The sequence below is a fragment of the Kineococcus endophyticus genome (assembly GCF_040796495.1).
In the GTDB taxonomy this organism is placed as follows: Bacteria; Actinomycetota; Actinomycetes; order Actinomycetales; family Kineococcaceae; genus Kineococcus; species Kineococcus endophyticus.
Genome location: NZ_JBFNQN010000005.1, coordinates 335,913 through 352,690, shown reverse-complemented (window position 1 = coordinate 352,690; position 16,778 = coordinate 335,913). Strand labels below are relative to the sequence as shown.

The following is a 16,778-nucleotide window of genomic DNA, read 5'->3' as shown; positions in this document are numbered from 1 at the left end:
GTGTCGGGGTCGGTGTGGCGGGCGGCGGCGACGTCCTTGCGGGCGTGGGTGCGGGACAGGTTGACCGGGTGGGTGGCGAGCAGGTCGGTGACGGTGCCGTCGGTGGTGTGGTCCAGGGCGGCGCGCACGAGGCGGAGTTTGGCGGCGTCGAGGCGGTTGCCGAGGGCGTACGCGGACCTCACGGCGTGGTCGACGTCGTCGCGGTCGAGGGTTCCGGTCGGCAGGGTGAGCAGGTCGTCCAGGGCAGCGGACAGGCGCGTGAGGGCGTCCTGGGCTGCGTGCTGGGCGGTGGGGGTCACGTGTTCCAGGGTAGTCGAACAAGCCCAGTACAGCTAGGGTCGAAGCGTCGTAACTTCATGTGCGGCAACGGTTCACGCGTCGTTGATGGTGGACATCGGTGTGTCGGAACCATGGGGGAGCCTGATCCGCCATCACAGTGCGAAGGCTTGGCGCCCACCGACCCCGGTGGCCGCGGAGGATGAGCGTTGCTAGCTTCCGCGCATGCGTTACCGCATCACACCGAGCCGCCCCGCAGCTGTCCTGGGCGCGTTCGTCGGCGCAGGGATGCTCGTCTTCGGCATCACGAGCTTCCGGGACGGGGGTTCGCGTCCGTTCCTCGTCTTCTGGTGCCTCCTCGTCGTCGCGATCGTCGTCTTCAACCTGTGGAGCGCCTTCAGCTCCAAGGGCTCCTCGGCGTCCCTGGAACGCACTGAGGACGATGACGTCCCTCGTCGCCGCTGACGGCTAGGACTCGTCGCCAGCTGCGGGTGTGTCAGCCGGAGCAGTCGACGATCCTTCGAGGAGCCGGGCGCCAGCGGCGTCCTCAGCTCACCAGCACCGTCACGGTGTGGATGAACAACCCCACGAGCCCGCCGACGACGGTCCCGTTGATCCGGATGAACTGCAGGTCCCGGCCCACGTGGAGTTCGATGCGGCGGGCGGCGTCGTCGCCGTCCCAGCGCGCGACGGTGTCGGAGATGACGGTCGCGAGCTCCGGGGCGAACCGGCGCACGACGTGCCCGGCCGCGTCGGTGAGGTGGCCCTCGACGCGGGCGGCGAAGGCGGCGTCCTCGACGAGGCGGTGGCCCACGTCGACGAGCGCCTCCTCGCTGCGGGTCCGCAACGAACTGTCCGGGTCGCTCAAGGCGTCGAGCAGGAAGCCTCGCACGCTGGACCAGAGGCCGGCCACGGTGTCCGCGAGGCCGGGGGAGCTGAGCAGCCGCTGCTGGAACTCGTCGGCCTTGGCGCGGGTGTCGGGGTCGTTCTGCAGGGCGTCGGCGTACCGGGCCAGCAGGTCGTCGATGGCCTTGCGGCCGGCGTGGCCGCGGTCGTCGACCATCTCGTCGACCCAGCGCTGGGCCTCGGCGTGGACACGCTTGCCGAGCCGGTCGTTGAGCCAGTCCGGGACCCACAGCGGGGCCCGGTCGGTGACCATCCGGCGCACGAGGGTCTCGTTGCGCCGCAACCAGGTCTGCACCTCGATGAGCGTGAGGTCCACGACGGGGTGGTGCGTTCCGTCGCGCACGACCTCCTCGAGCAGGCGCCCCAGGGTCGGGCTCCACGGCTGCGCGGCCAGTCGCCGGACGAGCACCTGGTCGATGACGGTGGTGACCTCCTCGTCGCGCAGGATCCCGAGCGCGCCGGTGAGGATCGTCGACGCCTCCTCCACCACGCGGCGCGAGCCGCCGCGGTCGCACAGCCAGGACCCGACGCGCTTGGGGATCCCGGCCCGCTGCACCTTGTCGCGCACGACGTCCTCGGCGAGGAAGTTCTCCGCGACGAACTGCTCCAGGCTCTTGCCCAGGGCCTCCTTGCGGCGCGGGATGAGCGCGGTGTGCGGGATCGGGAGGCGCAGCGGGTGGCGGAAGATCGCCGTCACGGCGAACCAGTCCGCGACCGCCCCGACCATGGCGGCCTCGGCGGCCGCGTTCACGAAGCCCCACCCGCCCGCCCGTCCGACCGTCAGCGCGTAGACGACGGCGGCGACGACGAGCAGTCCGGTGGCCAGCAGTCGCATGCGGCGCAGCGCGGACCGGCGCTCCTCGTCGGTCACACCGTCCCCGAGGGCCGGGGCGGGCAGGCGGGTGGTGCTCACGGGATCGACCTCACCGGGTCATCCTCACCCATCACCGGACCCGGGGCTCACGCCGTCACGACGCCGTTCCCGAGCGCGCCGCCCGCAGGACCTTCGCGACGACACCCTCGCCCTGGGAACCGGCCACGGGCGGCAGGCCCACGCCCTCGCAGGTGACATCGCCGTCGGGCGCGGTGCCCTCGGTGAGGAACCGGCCGACGACGTCGTCGACGCACGGGTTGCCCATGCCGTAGAGGCCGTGGTCACCCTCGTCCTCGACCGTCACGAGCACGGAGGACCCCATCGCCTCGTGCGTCTTCACCGCGCCCTCGTAGGCGGTCGCCGGGTCGCGGCGGGACTGGACGATGAGCAGCGGCGGCAGGTCGGCCCCGTCCACCGTCGGGAGCACGAGACCGTCGCGCTGCCAGTAGGCGCACACCTGGCTGGACTTCGTGTAGCCGACGAGCGGGTACCGCTCGCCCTGCTCGTTCCCGTAGGCGTCCCAGAACGCCTGGTCGGTGGTCCAGGGGCTGTCGTTGCAGGTGGTCGCCGCGAAGGTCGCGGCCATCGACTCCGTCGCCGACGGCCGGTCGGCGGCGGGGGCGAGCTGGCGGACCAGGTCGGCGAGGCGACCCGTCAGGGCGGCCGGCGCGGCGGCGGACCCCGCGGGGCCGGCGCGGAAGGCCTCGACGACCTGCAGCCCGCTGAGGATCCACGCGAGCTGCGGGAACGACGCCTTCCCGTACATCGACTGCATCGCGAGCGCGTCCAGCAGGTTGCCGTCCACGGCCAGCCCGGGCAGCAGCTGCAGCGGCCGGGCGGCCAGCTCGGCGCGCAGTCGCTCGTACGTCGCGCCGACGTCCTCCCCCGTCGCCCCGAGCCCGAACGTGGCGTTCCCCGCGGCGGCCCACGGCGCGAAGTCGACGTCGAAGCGGCGCTGGAAGGCCATGGGCTGGTAGGAGAAGACCTCCTGGTAGCCCGCGGTCGCGTCGACGCTGGAGTCGAGGACGAAGCGGCCCACGCGGCCGGGCAGGTGGGTGGCGAACTGCGCCCCCAGCCACGTGCCGCCGGAGTACCCGACCCAGTCGATCGTCTCGCGGTCGAGCGCGTCGCGGACGAGGTCGATGTCGAAGACGGTCTGCTGGGTGTTCACGACGGGGGCCAGCGGGTCCTGCGCGCACGCCTGCGCGGCGCCCTGGACGATCTTGGCGGCGAGGGCGAGCGCCTCGGGCGAGCGGTCCCGGTAGTCCGGCGGGGTCTCGCCCACGAAGGCCGACCCGCACGTCAGGGCCGAGCTGGCCCCCGTGCCCCGCACGTCCAGCCCGACGACCTCGGTGTCCGCCAGGCCCGGCACGGCGGACCCCAGCGTCGCCAGCGACAACCCCGCACCGCCGGGCCCGCCCGGGTTGGTGATCACCGTGCGCTCCGGTCGAGGGCCCTGGCGCGGTTCGCGGCTGATGGTGACCTGCAGCGGCTCGCCCGCCTCGGGCTCGTTCCAGTCGCGTGGGACGGCCACCTGCGCGCACTCCAACCCGCCGGTCAGGCTGGCGAGCAGGCCGACCTGCTCGCGCGAGCAGGGGGCCCAGGCGAGCTGCTGGTCGCGGAAGCGCTCGGGGGTCCGCGCCAGGAACTCGGCGTCCGCAGCGGCGACGGTCGCGGGCCGGGTGGTCCCGAGAGGAGAGGGGGCGGGGGCGCCGCTCGCGGGGCTCGCGACGAGCAGGGGTCCGGTCAGGGCGAGCACCCCCACGGTGGCGGCCCCGGCGCGACGGACGACTCGACGGCGGTGGTGCATGGCGTGTGCCTTCCCAGGAGTCTGCTGTGAGGACCCATCCACCCGCACGGGGCGGGTCCCCGCCAACGGACGACGGTCGGGACCCGGGTCCGACCTTCGGGGGATGCCCGCCGGTGACCGCACCCCCCGACGGGTAGCGTTCCGGCGTGCCAGGATCCGCCGCCGCCGTCGGCGCGCTGCCGGGGGAGGACCCCCGCGAAGCCGCCCGCACCGTCTTCGGGGAGCTCGGCGACCCGCCGCACGTCCCCCACCTCGCCCAGCTCCCGGCCCGAGGGCCAGGGGCGGACCCGTTGGGGCGCACGGCCTCGCTGCTCGTGGACCTGCCGGTCGACCGGCAACCGGCGGGCTGGCGGTTCGTCGACGCCCCCGGCCGGGACGCCGCCCGCGCGGACGCCTTCCTGCGCGCCGACCTCGACGAGCTCGCCGAGGCCGCCGACGGGTGGACGGGCCCGCTGGCGGTCTCGGTCGTCGGACCCTGGTCGCTGCTCGCGAGCGTCGAGCTCAACCGGGGCGAGCGCAGCGTCTCCGACCCCGGGGCGCGACGCGACGTCGTCGCCTCCCTCGCCGAAGGGCTGTCGCGGCACGTCGCGGACGTGCAGCGCCTCGTCCCCGGGGCGCAGGTCGTCGTGCACGTGGAGGAGCCGTCGCTGGCCGCCGTCCTGGCCGGACGGCTGCCCACCCAGTCCGGGTACGGGACGCTGCGGGCCGTCGACCGCGCGGAGGTCCGCGACGGCCTGCGGGACGTCCTGGCCGCCGTGCGCTCGGCCGGGGCCGAGCCCGTGCTCCGGCTCGACTCCGCGCAGGCGCCCTGGTCGCTCGTGCGCGAGGTGGGGGCGGCGGGCGTGGCGCTCGACGTCCGTGACCTCGGGCCGGCCGGCTGGGAGTCCGTCGCCGCGTGCGTCGAGGACGGTCTGCTCCTGTGGGCCGGGGCGATGCCCGTGCCGGCGAGGACGGGTCTGCCCGTGCCGTCGAACGCCGCCGTCGTCGACGCCGTCCGCCAGCCGTGGCGTCGCATCGGGTTGCCCGCGACCGCCCTGGCCGACGTCGTCCTCATGCCCGCGACGGGGCTCGCGGACGCGCCGCCGTCGCTCGTGCGCGACCTGCTGACCCGGCTGCGTGCAGCGGCCGCCGCTCTCGAGGAGGCCTCCGGTGACTGACCTGACGTTCCGCGACGCGACCGCCGACGACGTGCCGGCCGTCGTCGACCTCGTCGAGTCGGCCTACCGCGGTGAGAGCAGCCGCGCGGGCTGGACCACCGAGGCGGACCTGCTGCAGGGCAGGCGGACGGACGCCGAGGGCATCGCCGCGGTGGTCGCGGCCCCGGGGTCGGCGCTCCTGCTGGCCGAGCGCGACGGGATCCTCGTCGGCTGCTGCGAACTCCGTCGCACCGGTTCGGTGGCCTACTTCGGGACGTTCGCCGTCAGCCCTCTCGCGCAGGGCGGCGGGATCGGACGCACGCTGCTGACCCGCGCCGACGCGGAGGCGGTGGCGCGCTGGGGGTCGGACGCGCTGGAGATGACGGTCATCGCCCAGCGCGCCGACCTCATCGCCTGGTACGAACGCCTCGGTTTCCGGGTGACGGGTGAACGCCGACCGTTCCCCTACGGCGACGAGCGCTTCGGGATCCCGCAGCGGGACGACCTGGAGTTCGTCGTCCTGCGCCGTCCCACCGCGGGAGACCGCTGATCAGTCGGCGCTGGACAGGTCGGCCTGCACCTCGATCGTGAGGAACTCGTCGTCGTCCGGGACGCCGGGCGTGCGGCCGGCCGAGGACGGGAAGTTGTTGTCGTTGCCGACGACGATGCGGTGGTCCCCGACGACGTCGACGCTCTCGATGGTGGTGAACGGGAACGTCAGGAACCCCGAGTCCTTCGACAGGTCCCCGGCGACCCCGTCCGGGTCCGGCACCGCCATGAGGTTCACGAGCTGGGTCTTGAGCGGGTGCCCGGTCGCGTCCGTCACGCTCGTGTCGACGAGGAACACCGCCTTGAAGACGGCGGTGGGACCCTGGCCGTTGTCTCGCTCGAGGACGAGGAACCGGTGGTCGTCGACCCGGGTCATGTCGCCGATCGCGTTGCGGGGGGATTCGAGGCGGTAGGTGAACGCCTCGCCGCGGTAGCGCCCCTCGACGGTGTCGTAGCGGTGGGCGCGCAGGTCCTGGGGGTCGTCGCCGGCGACGGGGCCCTCCAGCAGCGGGAACAGGTAGCGGCCGTCGGCCGACTGCGCCATGCCCTCGAACCCCTTGCTGGACGCCAGGTCCGGCGTGGCCGTGCCGAGTTCCGAATCGTCCGGGGAGTGGACGCCGGGCAGGGGGACCGGCGCCTCGAGCAGTCGGCCCGCCGCGTCGGTGTGCAGCAGGTACGGGCCGAACTCCTCACCGAACCAGAACGTCCCGTCGGGGGCCTGCCGGAAGCTCTCGGGGTCGAAGTCGGCACCGGTGAGTCGGCGGTCGGACCGGGTCAGGTCCCAGGTGACCTTGCCGTACGGGTCGGACAACGTGAAACCCCCCGGCGCGACCTGCAGGGTCCCGGTGCCGGGGTCGGTCAGCCGGTGGACGGCGAGGAGGAAGTCCGCGCTGTTGGCCTTCGTCCCGTAGCCGTTGTCCGACAGGACGAGGTACGAGCCGTCCGGCTGGACGAGGTTCGCGGAGAACCCCTGGACGGGCTGTGCGGCGAACGGGACTGCGACGCCGTTCGCGGTCTCGATGCCCGCGCCGCTCGGCACGGGCTCGCCGAAGGACGCGGCGGGCAGGACCTGACGGTCGACGAGGCGCGCGGTCTGGGCGGGGAGGGCGGTGGTGGGGGCGTGGTCGTCGGCCCGGGCGTCCGAACCGGAGGCGGTCAGGCCGAGCGTGCCGGCGACGACGGCGGTGAGGGCGAGCGGCGCCGCGAGGGCGCGGCGGGAGGGGCGGGTGATCATGGCGGTGACCGTAGGGACCCTGAGCAACCGCTGTGCGACGCCACGGTGAACGCTCGTGGGCGTGTGTCGGACCCTCGCGGCAGGATGGGGACCGTGAGCGCACAGAGCACGAGCCCCTCCGGTGGCCCTTCCGACGACACGGTCCCGTCCTCGGCCCGGCACCGCTGGGAGGAGCTGGTGGCCGAGGTCCAGGCCGCCCGCTTCGCGTACTACGTGCGGAACTCCTCGCCGCTGAGCGACGGGCAGTACGACGAGCTGGAGAAGGAGTTGCGGGCGCTGGAGGAGCAGCACCCCGAGCTGCGCACGCCCGACTCCCCGACGCAGACGGTCGGCGGCACGTTCTCGACGGAGTTCACGGCCGTCGACCACCCCGAGCGCATGCTCAGCCTCGACAACGCGTTCTCGCTCGACGAGTTGTCGGCCTGGGCCGGCCGCGTGGAGAAGGAGGTCGGGGAGGGCGCCCGGTACCTGTGCGAGCCGAAGATCGACGGCCTCGCCATCGACCTCGTCTACGAGCAGGGGCGCCTCGTCCGCGGTGTGACGCGCGGCGACGGGCGGACGGGCGAGGACGTGACGTTCAACGTCCGCACCATCGCCGACGTCCCGCACCGCCTCACGGGCGAGGACGTGCCGGAGTTCCTCGAGGTCCGCGGCGAGGTGTTCTTCCTCCTCGAGGGGTTCGCCGCGATCAACGCCGGGCTGGTCGAGGCCGGCAAACCGCCGTTCGCGAACCCGCGCAACGCGGCGGCGGGATCCTTGCGGCAGAAGGACCCCCGCGTCACCGCCACCCGGCCGCTGCGGATGCTCGTGCACGGCATCGGGTCCCGCCGCGGCATGGAGAACGGCTCGCAGTTCGAGGCGTACGAGAAGCTCGCGGCGTGGGGCCTGCCGACGTCCTCGCGCGTGAAGGTGCTCGACACCCTGCCCGAGGTGGCCGAGTACATCTCCTACTACGGCGAGCACCGGCACGACGTCGAGCACGAGATCGACGGCGTCGTCGTCAAGGTGGACCAGGTCCCGCTGCAGCGCCGGCTGGGGTCGACGTCGCGCGCCCCGCGCTGGGCCATCGCGTTCAAGTACCCGCCGGAGGAGGTCACGACGACGCTCCTCGACGTCCAGGTGAACGTCGGCCGCACCGGCCGGGTCACGCCCTTCGCGGTGCTCCGACCGGTGCTCGTCGCCGGCTCGACGGTGAAGATGGCCACCCTGCACAACGCCGACGAGGTCAAGCGCAAGGGCGTTCTCATCGGCGACACCGTCGTCGTCCGCAAGGCCGGCGACGTGATCCCCGAGGTGCTCGGGCCGGTCGCCGACGCGCGGACGGGCGACGAGCGGGAGTTCGTCATGCCGACGCAGTGCCCGGAGTGCGGGACGACGCTCGCGCACCAGCGCGCCGACGACGTCGACATCCGCTGCCCGAACTCCCGCTCCTGCCCGGCCCAGCTGCGCGAGCGGGTGTTCCACGTCGCGGGCCGGGGGGCGTTCGACATCGAGGCCCTCGGGTACGAGGCCTCCACGGCTCTCCTGCAGGCCGGCGTCATCGAGGACGAGGGCGACCTGTTCACGCTGACCGAGGAGGACCTGGCGACGGTCCCGCTCTTCACGACGAAGGCGGGGGCCGTCTCGGCGAACGGCCGGCGGTTGCTGCAGAACCTCGCCGACCGCAGGTCCCAGCCGTTGTGGCGCGTCCTCGTCGGGTTGTCGATCCGCCACGTCGGCCCGACCGCGGCCCGCGCCCTGGCCGACCGGTTCGGGTCGATGGAGGCGATCGAGGCCGCGAGCGCTGAGGAGATCGCCTCCTCCGAGGGCGTCGGCCCCACGATCGCCGACGCGGTCGTGGAGTGGCTCGCCGTCGACTGGCACCGCGAGGTGGTGCGCAAGTGGCGCGAGGCCGGCGTGCGCATGGAGGACGAGCGGGACGAGTCGACGCCGCGGACCCTGGAGGGGCTGACCGTGGTCGTCACCGGATCGCTGGCCGGGTACTCCCGCGACGAGGCGAAGGAGTCGATCCTCGCCCGCGGCGGGAAGGCGTCGAGCTCGGTCTCGAAGAAGACCGACTTCGTCGTCGTGGGGGAGGCCGCCGGATCGAAGGCCGACAAGGCCGAGCAGCTGGGCCTGCGCATCCTCGACGAGGCGGGGTTCACCGCGCTGCTCGAGGGGGGCCCGGACGCGGTGGCGCTCCCGGCCGAGGGGGAGGGGAGCGCGGACCCGGCGGCGGGCGAGGCGGGGTGAGCCGGCCTAGAGCGAGCCGCCCCGGGCGTCGCGGCGCTCGCCCGGCAGCCGCGGGCTGCGCTTGCCGGAGTTGACGAGCTCGACGAGCCCGGGGGTGAAGGGGACGCCGTGGTCGGCCGCGGCCTGCGCCAGAGCGCGGGCGGCGCGGCGCGTGTCGCGCCGGCCGAAGAGGGCGAGCTGGGCGACCTGCGCCGGGACGTTGGGGCCGGGGTCGTCGTACGGCCCGCCCTTGACCCGCAGCACCGGCCCGCTGCCCAGGTTCGGCCACGTCCCGGAAGTCCAGGACACCTCCAGGACGTCCTCCCACGCGAAGCGGCGCTCACCGTCGGGTCCGCACGCGCAGCGCGTCGGGCGCCAGCTCGACGACGTCCGCGCGGTGCCGGACGGCGGTCCACACCACCGAGGCGACGAGGACGGCGCCCCAGGACACGGCGTACAGCGCGAAGGACGTGTCCTGCCGGCGCCACCACGCGACCGCCCCCAGCACGAGGAGGACGGCCGCGGCGCGCAGCAGCCCCCAGCGCGTCCCACCGGCTCCCAACGTCACCACGCCAGCACTGTGGCACCGTGGCGTCGTCGCGCCACGGGAACGGGAGGTCCGGTGCGGGAGCTGGACGACATCGACCGCGGCATCATCGCGGCCCTCGAAGCCGACGGGCGCGCCACGTTCGCGCAGGTCGGTCACCGCGTCGGGCTGTCCGCCCCGGCGACGAAGCGCCGCGTCGACCGGCTCGTCGCCGACGGCGTCATCGCGGGCTTCACGGCCGTCGTCGACCCGGCCGCGCTCGGGTGGGGGACCGAGGCCTTCGTCGAGGTCCGCTGCCACGGCACCGTCTCGCCCGCCGAGCTGCGCCGGCTCTGGCAGGGCGTCCCCGAGATCGTCGGCGCCTACACCGTGACCGGCCCCGCGGACGCGCTCCTGCACCTGCGGGCCCGGGACGTGAGCCACCTGGAGGAGGCCGTCGAGCGGGTGCGGGACGAGGCGTCCATCGCCGCCACGGACTCCGTCATCGTCCTGTCCCGGCTGGTGGACCGTGGGCACCCCGGACCGGCGCAATAGACTCACCGATCGTGTCCGCCATCTCCCGATCCGAGGTCGAGCACCTCGCGCGCCTGGCGCGCATCGACATGTCCGACGAGGAGCTGGACCGCATGGCGGGTCAGCTCGACGCGGTCCTCGATGCCGTCGCGGCCGTCGCGAAGGTCGCCACCGACGACGTACCCGCCACCTCGCACCCCGTGCCGCTGACGAACGTCACCCGACCGGACGTCGTCCGGCCGGGCCTGACCGCGGAGGAGGCGCTCGCGGGCGCTCCCGCGGCCGAGGACGGTCGCTTCCGCGTCCCGATGATCCTGGGGGAGGAGGCGTGAGCGTCAACGAACTGGTCCAGTGGGACGCCACCCGCCTCGCCGACGGCCTGCGCAGCAAGGTCGTCTCCGCCGAGGAGGTCACCCGCGCCCACCTCGACCGCATCGACGCGGTCGACGGCCCGACGTCCGGCCCCAACGACTCCGGCGTCCACGCCTTCCTGCACGTCGACCACGAGGGCGCCCTCGCCCGCGCCCGGCAGATCGACGCCGACCGCGCGGCCGGGGCCGACCTCGGGCCGCTCGCCGGTGTCCCCATCGGCGTCAAGGACGTGCTGACGACGAAGGGCCTGCCGACCACTGCCGGGTCCCGGATGCTGCAGGGCTGGGTCCCGCCGTACGACGCCACCGTCGTGCGCGAGCTGCACGCCGCGGGCCTCGTCGTGCTCGGCAAGACGAACATGGACGAGTTCGCGATGGGCTCGACGACCGAGCACTCCGCGTACGGCGTCACGCGCAACCCGTGGGACCCCACCCGCATCCCGGGCGGTTCCGGCGGCGGTTCCGCGGCGGCGCTCGCGGCCTTCGAGGCCCCCCTGACGATCGGGTCGGACACGGGTGGTTCGATCCGCCAGCCCGCGGCCGTCACCGGCACGGTCGGCGTCAAGCCCACCTACGGCGCGGTCTCCCGCTACGGCCTCATCGCCCTCGCCAGCTCCCTGGACCAGGCCGGGCCCTGCGCCCGGACGGTCATGGACACGGCGCTGCTGCACGCGGTCATCGCAGGCCACGACCCGTACGACTCGACGTCGCTGCCGGGTGCGGTGCCGGACGTCGTCGGCGCCGCCCGCCAGGGCGCGACCGGCGACCTCACCGGCGTCCGCATCGGGGTCGTCGCCGAACTGTCGGGCGAGGGGTACGAACCCGGTGTCGTCGCGCGGTTCGAGGAGGCGCTCGCGGAGTTCCGCGCCGCCGGGGCCGAGGTCGTCGAGCTGAGCCTGCCGAACATCGTGCACGCGCTCGCCGCGTACTACCTGATCCTGCCGAGCGAGGCGTCGAGCAACCTCGCCAAGTTCGACGGGATGCGCTACGGCCTGCGGGTCGTGCCGGAGGGCGAGAACGTGACGGCCGAGACCGTCATGCGCGCCACCCGCGCCGCCGGGTTCGGGGACGAGGCCAAGCGCCGCATCATCCTCGGCACCTACGCGTTGTCGGCCGGCTACTACGACGCCTACTACGGCAGCGCCCAGAAGGTGCGCACGCTCGTCCAGCGCGACTTCGACGCGGCCTTCGGCTCCGTCGACGTGCTGGTCTCGCCGACCGCGCCGACGGTCGCGTACCCCCTGGGCGCCAAGCTCGACGACCCCCTGGCGATGTACGCCGGGGACGTCGCGACGATCCCGGCGAACCTGGCGGGCATCCCCGGGATGTCCCTGCCGGCGGGCCTGTCCGACGGGCTGCCCGTGGGGTTGCAGATCCTCGCGCCGCAGCAGGCCGACGACCGGCTGTACCGGGTCGGCGCGGCGCTGGAGACGCGGTTGGTGGACAAGTGGGGCGGGCCGTTGCTCGCGGAGGTTCCGGCGTGGCAGGGGGTGTCGGCATGACCGTCGAACTGGTGGAGTACGACGAGGCGGTGGCGGAGTTCGACCCCGTCCTCGGCCTCGAGGTGCACGTCGAGCTCAACACCCAGACGAAGATGTTCTCCGGTGCGCCGACGGAGTTCGGCGCCGAGCCGAACACGCAGGTGGACCCGACGTCCCTCGGTCTGCCCGGCGCGATGCCGGTCCTGAACGCCAAGGCGCTGGAGTCGGCGATCCGCATCGGGCTGGCGTTGAACTGTTCCATCGCCGAGCGCTGCCGGTTCGCCCGGAAGAACTACTTCTACCCGGACATGCCGAAGAACTTCCAGACGTCGCAGTACGACGAGCCGATCGCGTACGAGGGGTACCTCGACGTCGACGTCCCGGCGTCGGAGGACGGGTCGAAGCCGGCGTTCACCTACCGGGTGCTCATCGAGCGCGCCCACATGGAGGAGGACACCGGGAAGTCCCTGCACGTCGGGGGTTCCACGGGCCGCATCCACGGCGCCGAGTTCTCCCTCGTGGACTACAACCGCGCGGGCATCCCGCTCATCGAGATCGTCACCAAGCCCCTGGAGGGCACCGGGGACCGGGCCCCCGACGTGGCCCGCGCCTACGTCGCGGCCCTGCGCGACCTGCTCCGCGCGCTCGACGTCTCCGACGTCAAGATGGAGCAGGGGTCGCTGCGCTGCGACGTCAACCTCTCGCTGCGCCCGTCGCCGGAGGCGAAGCTCGGCACGCGGTCGGAGACGAAGAACGTCAACTCGCTGCGCTCGGTCGAACGGGCCGTGCGCTACGAGGTCTCCCGGCACGCGGCCGTCCTGCGGGCGGGTGAGAAGGTCGTGCAGGAGACGCGCCACTGGCACGAGGACACCGGGCTCACGACGTCGGGCCGGGAGAAGTCCGACGCCGAGGACTACCGGTACTTCCCCGAACCCGACCTCGTCCCGATCGTCCCGGACCGGGCGTGGGTCGAGGAGCTGCGCGCCTCGCTGCCCGAGCCGCCCTCGCAACGCCGCAAGCGCTTGCACGCCGAGTGGGGTTTCTCCGACCTGGAGTTCCGCGATCTCGTCAACGCCGGGGCGCTGGACGTCGTCGAGGCGACGGTGGCCGCGGGCGCCTCGCCCGCGGCGGCCCGCAAGTGGTGGTCCGGGGAACTGGCCCGCCGCGCCAACGCCGACGGGGTCGAGCTCACCGACCTGCGCGTCACCCCCGCCGACGTGGCCGAACTGGCCCAGCTCGTCGACGACGGCAAGCTCACCGACCGCCTCGCGCGCGAGGCCCTCGAGGGCGTGCTGGCCGGGGAGGGGGACGTCGCGACGGTGGTCCAGGCCCGCGGTCTCGTCGTCGTCCAGGACGACGGCGCCCTGAACGCCGCGGTCGACAAGGTCATCGCCGCCAATCCCGACGTCGTGGAGAAGATCCGCGGCGGCAAGGCGCAGGCGGCCGGTGCCCTCATCGGTCAGGTCATGAAGGAGATGCAGGGCAAGGCGGACGCCGCGCGCATCCGCGAGCTCATCACCGCACGGGTCAGCTGAGCGCGTCGACGACGAGTCCGGTCGCCCGCGCCACGAGCGCGGGGTCGGACTCGTCGTCGAGGCCCGGCTTGTCGGAGAACACCACGACGACCCACGGGGCCCGGCCCCCCGACGGCCACACGACACCGACGTCGTTCTGGTTGCCGTAGCGGCCCGCGTGGCCGGTCTTGTCGCCCACGACCCAGCCCGCAGGAACCCCCGCACGGATCTGCTCCGCCCCGGTCGTGTTCCCCCTGAGCCACCCGGTGAAGACGTCCCGGTCGGCGGCGTCCAGGGCGTCGCCCACGGCGTAGGCCTGCAGGTCGGTGGCGAACGCGCGCGGCGAACTCGTGTCGTCGACCTCGCCGGGGTTCCACCCGTTCAACCCGGGTTCGGTGCGCGCGGACTCCGTCACGGTGTCGCCCAGGGCCCGCAGGTCGGCCTCGAAACCGGCGGGTCCACCGAGCTGGTCGAAGAGCAGGTTGCCCGCGGTGTTGTCGCTCACGGTCACCGCCGCCTCGGCGACCTCGCCGAGCGACAGGGTCCCGCCGACGTGCTCCTGCGTGACGGGGGAGTAGTCGACCAGGTCGGTCACCGGGACCTGCGTCGCGAGGTCGGCGCCGGAGTCCAAGACCGCCGCGGCCGCGAGCGCCTTGTACGTGGAGGCGAAGGCGAACCGCTCGTCGGCCCGGTGCGCGACGGTGCGGCCGCTGCCGGTGTCGACCGCGAACACGCCCAGGCGGGCACCGGACTGCTGCTCCAGGGCGGCGAAGTCGGGCGCCGGTGCGGAGGAGGAGCTCGCCGGAGCCGGGGCGGACGAGGTGGGCGGGGCCGGTTCGGAGCAGCCGGCCAGGATCACCAGCGCGGACAGCGGGGCGGACAGGAGGGCGGCGGTTCGTCTCACGGTCCCCACCCCACCGCAGTCCGGCCATGCTGTCCAAGCAGGCGGCGGTCCGATCCATGCCGAACGAGCATGGCCGAGCGGTACGGTCGGGCCGTGGACGTCGTCGCCGGGTGCCGCGCCTTCCTGGCCGTCGCGACCCAGGGCAGCTTCACGGCGGGGGCTGCCTCCGTGCGCATCCCGCAGTCCGTCGCGAGCCGCCGGGTGGCCGCGCTGGAGGCCCACCTCGGGGCGCGACTGCTGGAGCGGTCGTCGCGCACCGTCGCCGTGACGAGCGTGGGACGGGACCTGCTGCCCACGGCCCGCCGTCTCGTGGACCTGGCCGACGCCCTCGTCGAGGGCGCCGAACGGGCCCGCCGGCGGCCCCTGCGGTGCGGGGTGCCGGACACGCTGGCGGTGCCGGACCTGGCCCGGTTCGCGGCGCGCACCGGACACGTCGTGGACCCCGTGCCGCTCCCGCGGGCAGGCCGGGTCGAGGCGGTCCGCCAGCGCGACCTGCCCGTCGCCCTCGTCCCGGTGCCGCCGGACGAGGCCGAGTGGACGAGCGTGCTCGGGGTGGCCGCGGTTCCGGGCCTCCTGCGCGCCCCCTCCTTCCGGTGGTCCTCGCTGCGGCGGGGTCGCGCGTCGGGACGGTCGGCGCGGCAGGAGGGGTTGCGCCGCTGCTGGTTGCTGCCGGAGGACGACGTCCCGCACGTGCGGGACGTCGTCGTGCGGGCGGCCGCGGCGGCGGGTCTGCAACCCGTGCAGGTGGGCGTCGCCGACTCCCCGGTCGCCGCGTTGGCCGACGCCCTCGGCGGCGGCGACGTCGTCCTGGTCACCCGGCCCGAGGCGCGCACCTGGGGCTTGGACTGGTGCCCGGTGTCGGGGTGCGTCCTCGTCCGCGGCCTGGCGGTGCTGGCCGGCCGGGACGAGGACGCCCACCGCCTGCGCGGGGAGTTCGCGGACGCGGTGGCCGGCCTGTGGGAGGAGGTGTGAGGGCGCTCGAGCGGGTGCGGGACGTCCTCGCGGACGCGGGCCTGGAGGCCGGCATCGTCGTGCGCGACCTCGACGCCGGGCGCGCCGTCGGCCTCGATCCCGCCCGGCCGTTCCCGTGCGCATCCCTGGTGAAGGTCCCGCTGGCCCTGGCGACCCTCCTGCGCATCCACCGCGGGGAACTCGCGGCGGACGAGGTGGTCGCGGTGCAACCGCCGACGACGCCGGCCGACACCGGTCTCGGGCGGTTCCGCCACCCCGCGCACGTCGCGGTCGAGGACCTCCTCGAACTCGCCGTCACCATCAGCGACAACGTCGCCGCCGACGCGTTGTTCGACCTCACACCACCGGCGGCCGTGGACGCGGAACTGCGCGCCCTCGGCGTCCGGGGCGTCGCGGTGCGGCACCGGTTGGCCGACCTGACCGCCACTCCGGCACTGCGGGTGGAACGCCCGCTCGGCCACCTGCTGGCGAGCCGCTCCGGAACCGCCGGCGACGGCCACGCCCTCGAGCAGTTCGACGTCGGACGCGCGAACTCCGGCTCGGCCGAGGGTTTCACGGAGCTGCTGACCCAGCTGTGGCGACCCACCACCGTCCCCGAGGTGGTCGCCGCGCGGATGCGCGACCTGCTGGGCGGCAACGTCTTCGGTCACCGGCTGGCCCCGGACCTGCGGACCGACGCCTCCCGCTGGTCGTCCAAGACGGGAACCCTGCTGACGCTGCGGCACGAGGCGGGGGTCGTCGAGCACGCCTACGGCCCGACCGTCGCGGTCGTCGTCCTCAGTGCCTCGACCGTGGCGGCGACGCACCAACCGGAGGCCGAGGCGGCCCTCGGCCTCTCCGCCCGGATCCTCCTCGACGCCCTCCTCGACGACGACCTCAGCTGACCCGGCGGCGGACGACGCGGTTGAGCACGAGGTCCACGAGGAAACCCAGCGCCAGGGCGATGACGATGCCGAGGGCGGCGCCGGCCAACGGTGTCGACTCGATCCAGTGCCCGGCGAGCGAACCGATCGCCACCGAGTACGCCGCCCACGTCAGCGCCGCCAGCGCGCTCAACCCGACGAAGCGCGCCCGCGGGAACTGCACCGCCCCGGCCGTCAGGTTCACGGCGATGCGGCCGATCGGGACGTACCGGGCGGCCAGGATCGCGAACGCCCCCCGCTTCTGCAGTTCCACGGCGGCGCGGCTGAACGCCTTCTCCAGCCGCGGGTGCCCGGCGATCCAGCGCCGCAACGGGGAGTGCCGGCCCATCGTGTAGGTGAGGTTGTCGCCGAGGAAGGCGCCGACCACCGCGCAGGCGAACAGCGCCCACCGGTTCGGGTGCCCGGTGTCGGCCGCGATGGCCGACAGGCCGATGACGACCGACTCGCTCGGCAGCGGCGGGACGAAGGCGTCGAGGGCGGCGAGGGTGAGCACCGCGGCCAGCACCCACGGCGATCCCGCGTGCTCGGTGACGAGCGCGTTGAGCTGGTCGAACACC

At 74.1% G+C, this 16,778-nt stretch carries 18 protein-coding genes; 10 read left to right on the top strand and 8 right to left on the bottom strand.

What is annotated here, in order from left to right; translation table 11 throughout:
- Positions 1-299: hypothetical protein (locus AB1207_RS09440; RefSeq protein WP_367637829.1), on the bottom strand; the 299-nt coding region annotated here is incomplete at its 3' end.
- A 202-nt stretch (positions 300-501) separates the two neighbouring features.
- Between AB1207_RS09440 and AB1207_RS09435 the strand changes: the two genes are divergently transcribed.
- Positions 502-741, top strand: coding sequence for a hypothetical protein (locus tag AB1207_RS09435; RefSeq protein WP_367637828.1), 240 nt, complete (start codon positions 502-504; stop codon positions 739-741).
- An 82-nt stretch (positions 742-823) separates the two neighbouring features.
- Here the strand turns inward: AB1207_RS09435 and AB1207_RS09430 are convergent, their stop codons facing one another.
- Both AB1207_RS09430 and AB1207_RS09425 read right to left on the bottom strand, forming a co-directional pair.
- Positions 824-2,095 (bottom strand): DUF445 domain-containing protein, encoded by a 1,272-nt coding sequence (locus AB1207_RS09430; RefSeq protein WP_367637827.1) that lies wholly within the window; start codon positions 2,093-2,095, stop codon positions 824-826.
- A 55-nt stretch (positions 2,096-2,150) separates the two neighbouring features.
- On the bottom strand, positions 2,151-3,866 hold the full coding sequence (locus AB1207_RS09425) for an alpha/beta hydrolase (RefSeq protein WP_367637825.1): 1,716 nt from the start codon (positions 3,864-3,866) through the stop codon (positions 2,151-2,153).
- 146 nt (positions 3,867-4,012) lie between these two features.
- Here AB1207_RS09425 and AB1207_RS09420 point away from each other — a divergent pair, with 146 nt between their 5' ends.
- Positions 4,013-5,023, top strand: coding sequence for a uroporphyrinogen decarboxylase/cobalamine-independent methonine synthase family protein (locus tag AB1207_RS09420; RefSeq protein WP_367637823.1), 1,011 nt, complete (start codon positions 4,013-4,015; stop codon positions 5,021-5,023).
- The gene (locus AB1207_RS09415) at positions 5,016-5,552 is read left to right on the top strand and encodes a GNAT family N-acetyltransferase (protein WP_367637822.1); all 537 of its coding nucleotides are present in this window, start codon (positions 5,016-5,018) and stop codon (positions 5,550-5,552) included. The genes AB1207_RS09420 and AB1207_RS09415 overlap by 8 nt, the downstream gene beginning before the upstream one ends.
- On the opposite strand, the gene AB1207_RS09410 is transcribed toward AB1207_RS09415, so the two are convergent.
- A complete protein-coding gene (locus tag AB1207_RS09410) occupies positions 5,553-6,785 on the bottom strand; it encodes an esterase-like activity of phytase family protein (protein ID WP_367637820.1) in 1,233 nt (410 codons plus the stop codon). It abuts the gene before it with no gap.
- Positions 6,786-6,869: 84 nt separating this feature from the next.
- Between AB1207_RS09410 and ligA the strand changes: the two genes are divergently transcribed.
- Positions 6,870-9,017, top strand: a complete 2,148-nt coding sequence (ligA, locus tag AB1207_RS09405; protein ID WP_437178897.1) for an NAD-dependent DNA ligase LigA — start codon at positions 6,870-6,872, stop codon at positions 9,015-9,017.
- A 6-nt stretch (positions 9,018-9,023) separates the two neighbouring features.
- Here ligA and AB1207_RS09400 read toward each other — a convergent pair whose 3' ends face one another.
- Together AB1207_RS09400 and AB1207_RS09395 are read right to left on the bottom strand one after the other, a co-directional pair.
- Positions 9,024-9,305, bottom strand: a complete 282-nt coding sequence (locus AB1207_RS09400; protein WP_367637818.1) for a hypothetical protein — start codon at positions 9,303-9,305, stop codon at positions 9,024-9,026.
- A 31-nt stretch (positions 9,306-9,336) separates the two neighbouring features.
- Entirely contained in the window at positions 9,337-9,567 is a 231-nt protein-coding gene (locus tag AB1207_RS09395) for a hypothetical protein (RefSeq protein WP_367637816.1), read from the bottom strand.
- Positions 9,568-9,618: 51 nt separating this feature from the next.
- On the opposite strand from AB1207_RS09395, the gene AB1207_RS09390 reads away from it, so the two are divergent.
- From AB1207_RS09390 to gatB, 4 genes are read left to right on the top strand one after another with little or no spacing between them, the layout of a single operon-like run.
- Positions 9,619-10,077 (top strand): Lrp/AsnC family transcriptional regulator, encoded by a 459-nt coding sequence (locus tag AB1207_RS09390; RefSeq protein WP_367637815.1) that lies wholly within the window; start codon positions 9,619-9,621, stop codon positions 10,075-10,077.
- 11 nt (positions 10,078-10,088) lie between these two features.
- The gene (gene gatC, locus AB1207_RS09385) at positions 10,089-10,388 is read left to right on the top strand and encodes an Asp-tRNA(Asn)/Glu-tRNA(Gln) amidotransferase subunit GatC (RefSeq protein ID WP_367637813.1); all 300 of its coding nucleotides are present in this window, start codon (positions 10,089-10,091) and stop codon (positions 10,386-10,388) included.
- A complete protein-coding gene (gatA, locus tag AB1207_RS09380; RefSeq protein WP_367637812.1) occupies positions 10,385-11,929 on the top strand; it encodes an Asp-tRNA(Asn)/Glu-tRNA(Gln) amidotransferase subunit GatA in 1,545 nt (514 codons plus the stop codon). Before gatC ends, gatA begins: the two co-directional genes overlap by 4 nt.
- Positions 11,926-13,443, top strand: coding sequence for an Asp-tRNA(Asn)/Glu-tRNA(Gln) amidotransferase subunit GatB (gene gatB, locus AB1207_RS09375; protein ID WP_367637810.1), 1,518 nt, complete (start codon positions 11,926-11,928; stop codon positions 13,441-13,443). Before gatA ends, gatB begins: the two co-directional genes overlap by 4 nt.
- On the opposite strand, the gene bla is transcribed toward gatB, so the two are convergent.
- Positions 13,436-14,326 (bottom strand): class A beta-lactamase, encoded by an 891-nt coding sequence (gene bla / locus AB1207_RS09370; protein WP_367637809.1) that lies wholly within the window; start codon positions 14,324-14,326, stop codon positions 13,436-13,438. The genes gatB and bla overlap by 8 nt on opposite strands.
- A gap of 93 nt (positions 14,327-14,419) precedes the next feature.
- Here bla and AB1207_RS09365 point away from each other — a divergent pair, with 93 nt between their 5' ends.
- Both AB1207_RS09365 and AB1207_RS09360 read left to right on the top strand, forming a co-directional pair.
- Entirely contained in the window at positions 14,420-15,298 is an 879-nt protein-coding gene (locus AB1207_RS09365) for a LysR family transcriptional regulator (protein WP_367637807.1), read from the top strand.
- Complete coding sequence (locus AB1207_RS09360) at positions 15,295-16,182, top strand: serine hydrolase (RefSeq protein WP_367637806.1); 888 nt, start codon at positions 15,295-15,297, stop codon at positions 16,180-16,182. Before AB1207_RS09365 ends, AB1207_RS09360 begins: the two co-directional genes overlap by 4 nt.
- On the opposite strand, the gene AB1207_RS09355 is transcribed toward AB1207_RS09360, so the two are convergent.
- Entirely contained in the window at positions 16,175-16,777 is a 603-nt protein-coding gene (locus tag AB1207_RS09355; RefSeq protein WP_367637804.1) for a DedA family protein, read from the bottom strand. The two genes, AB1207_RS09360 and AB1207_RS09355, sit on opposite strands and share 8 nt — an antisense overlap.
- Between the last annotated feature and the right edge of the window lies 1 nt (position 16,778).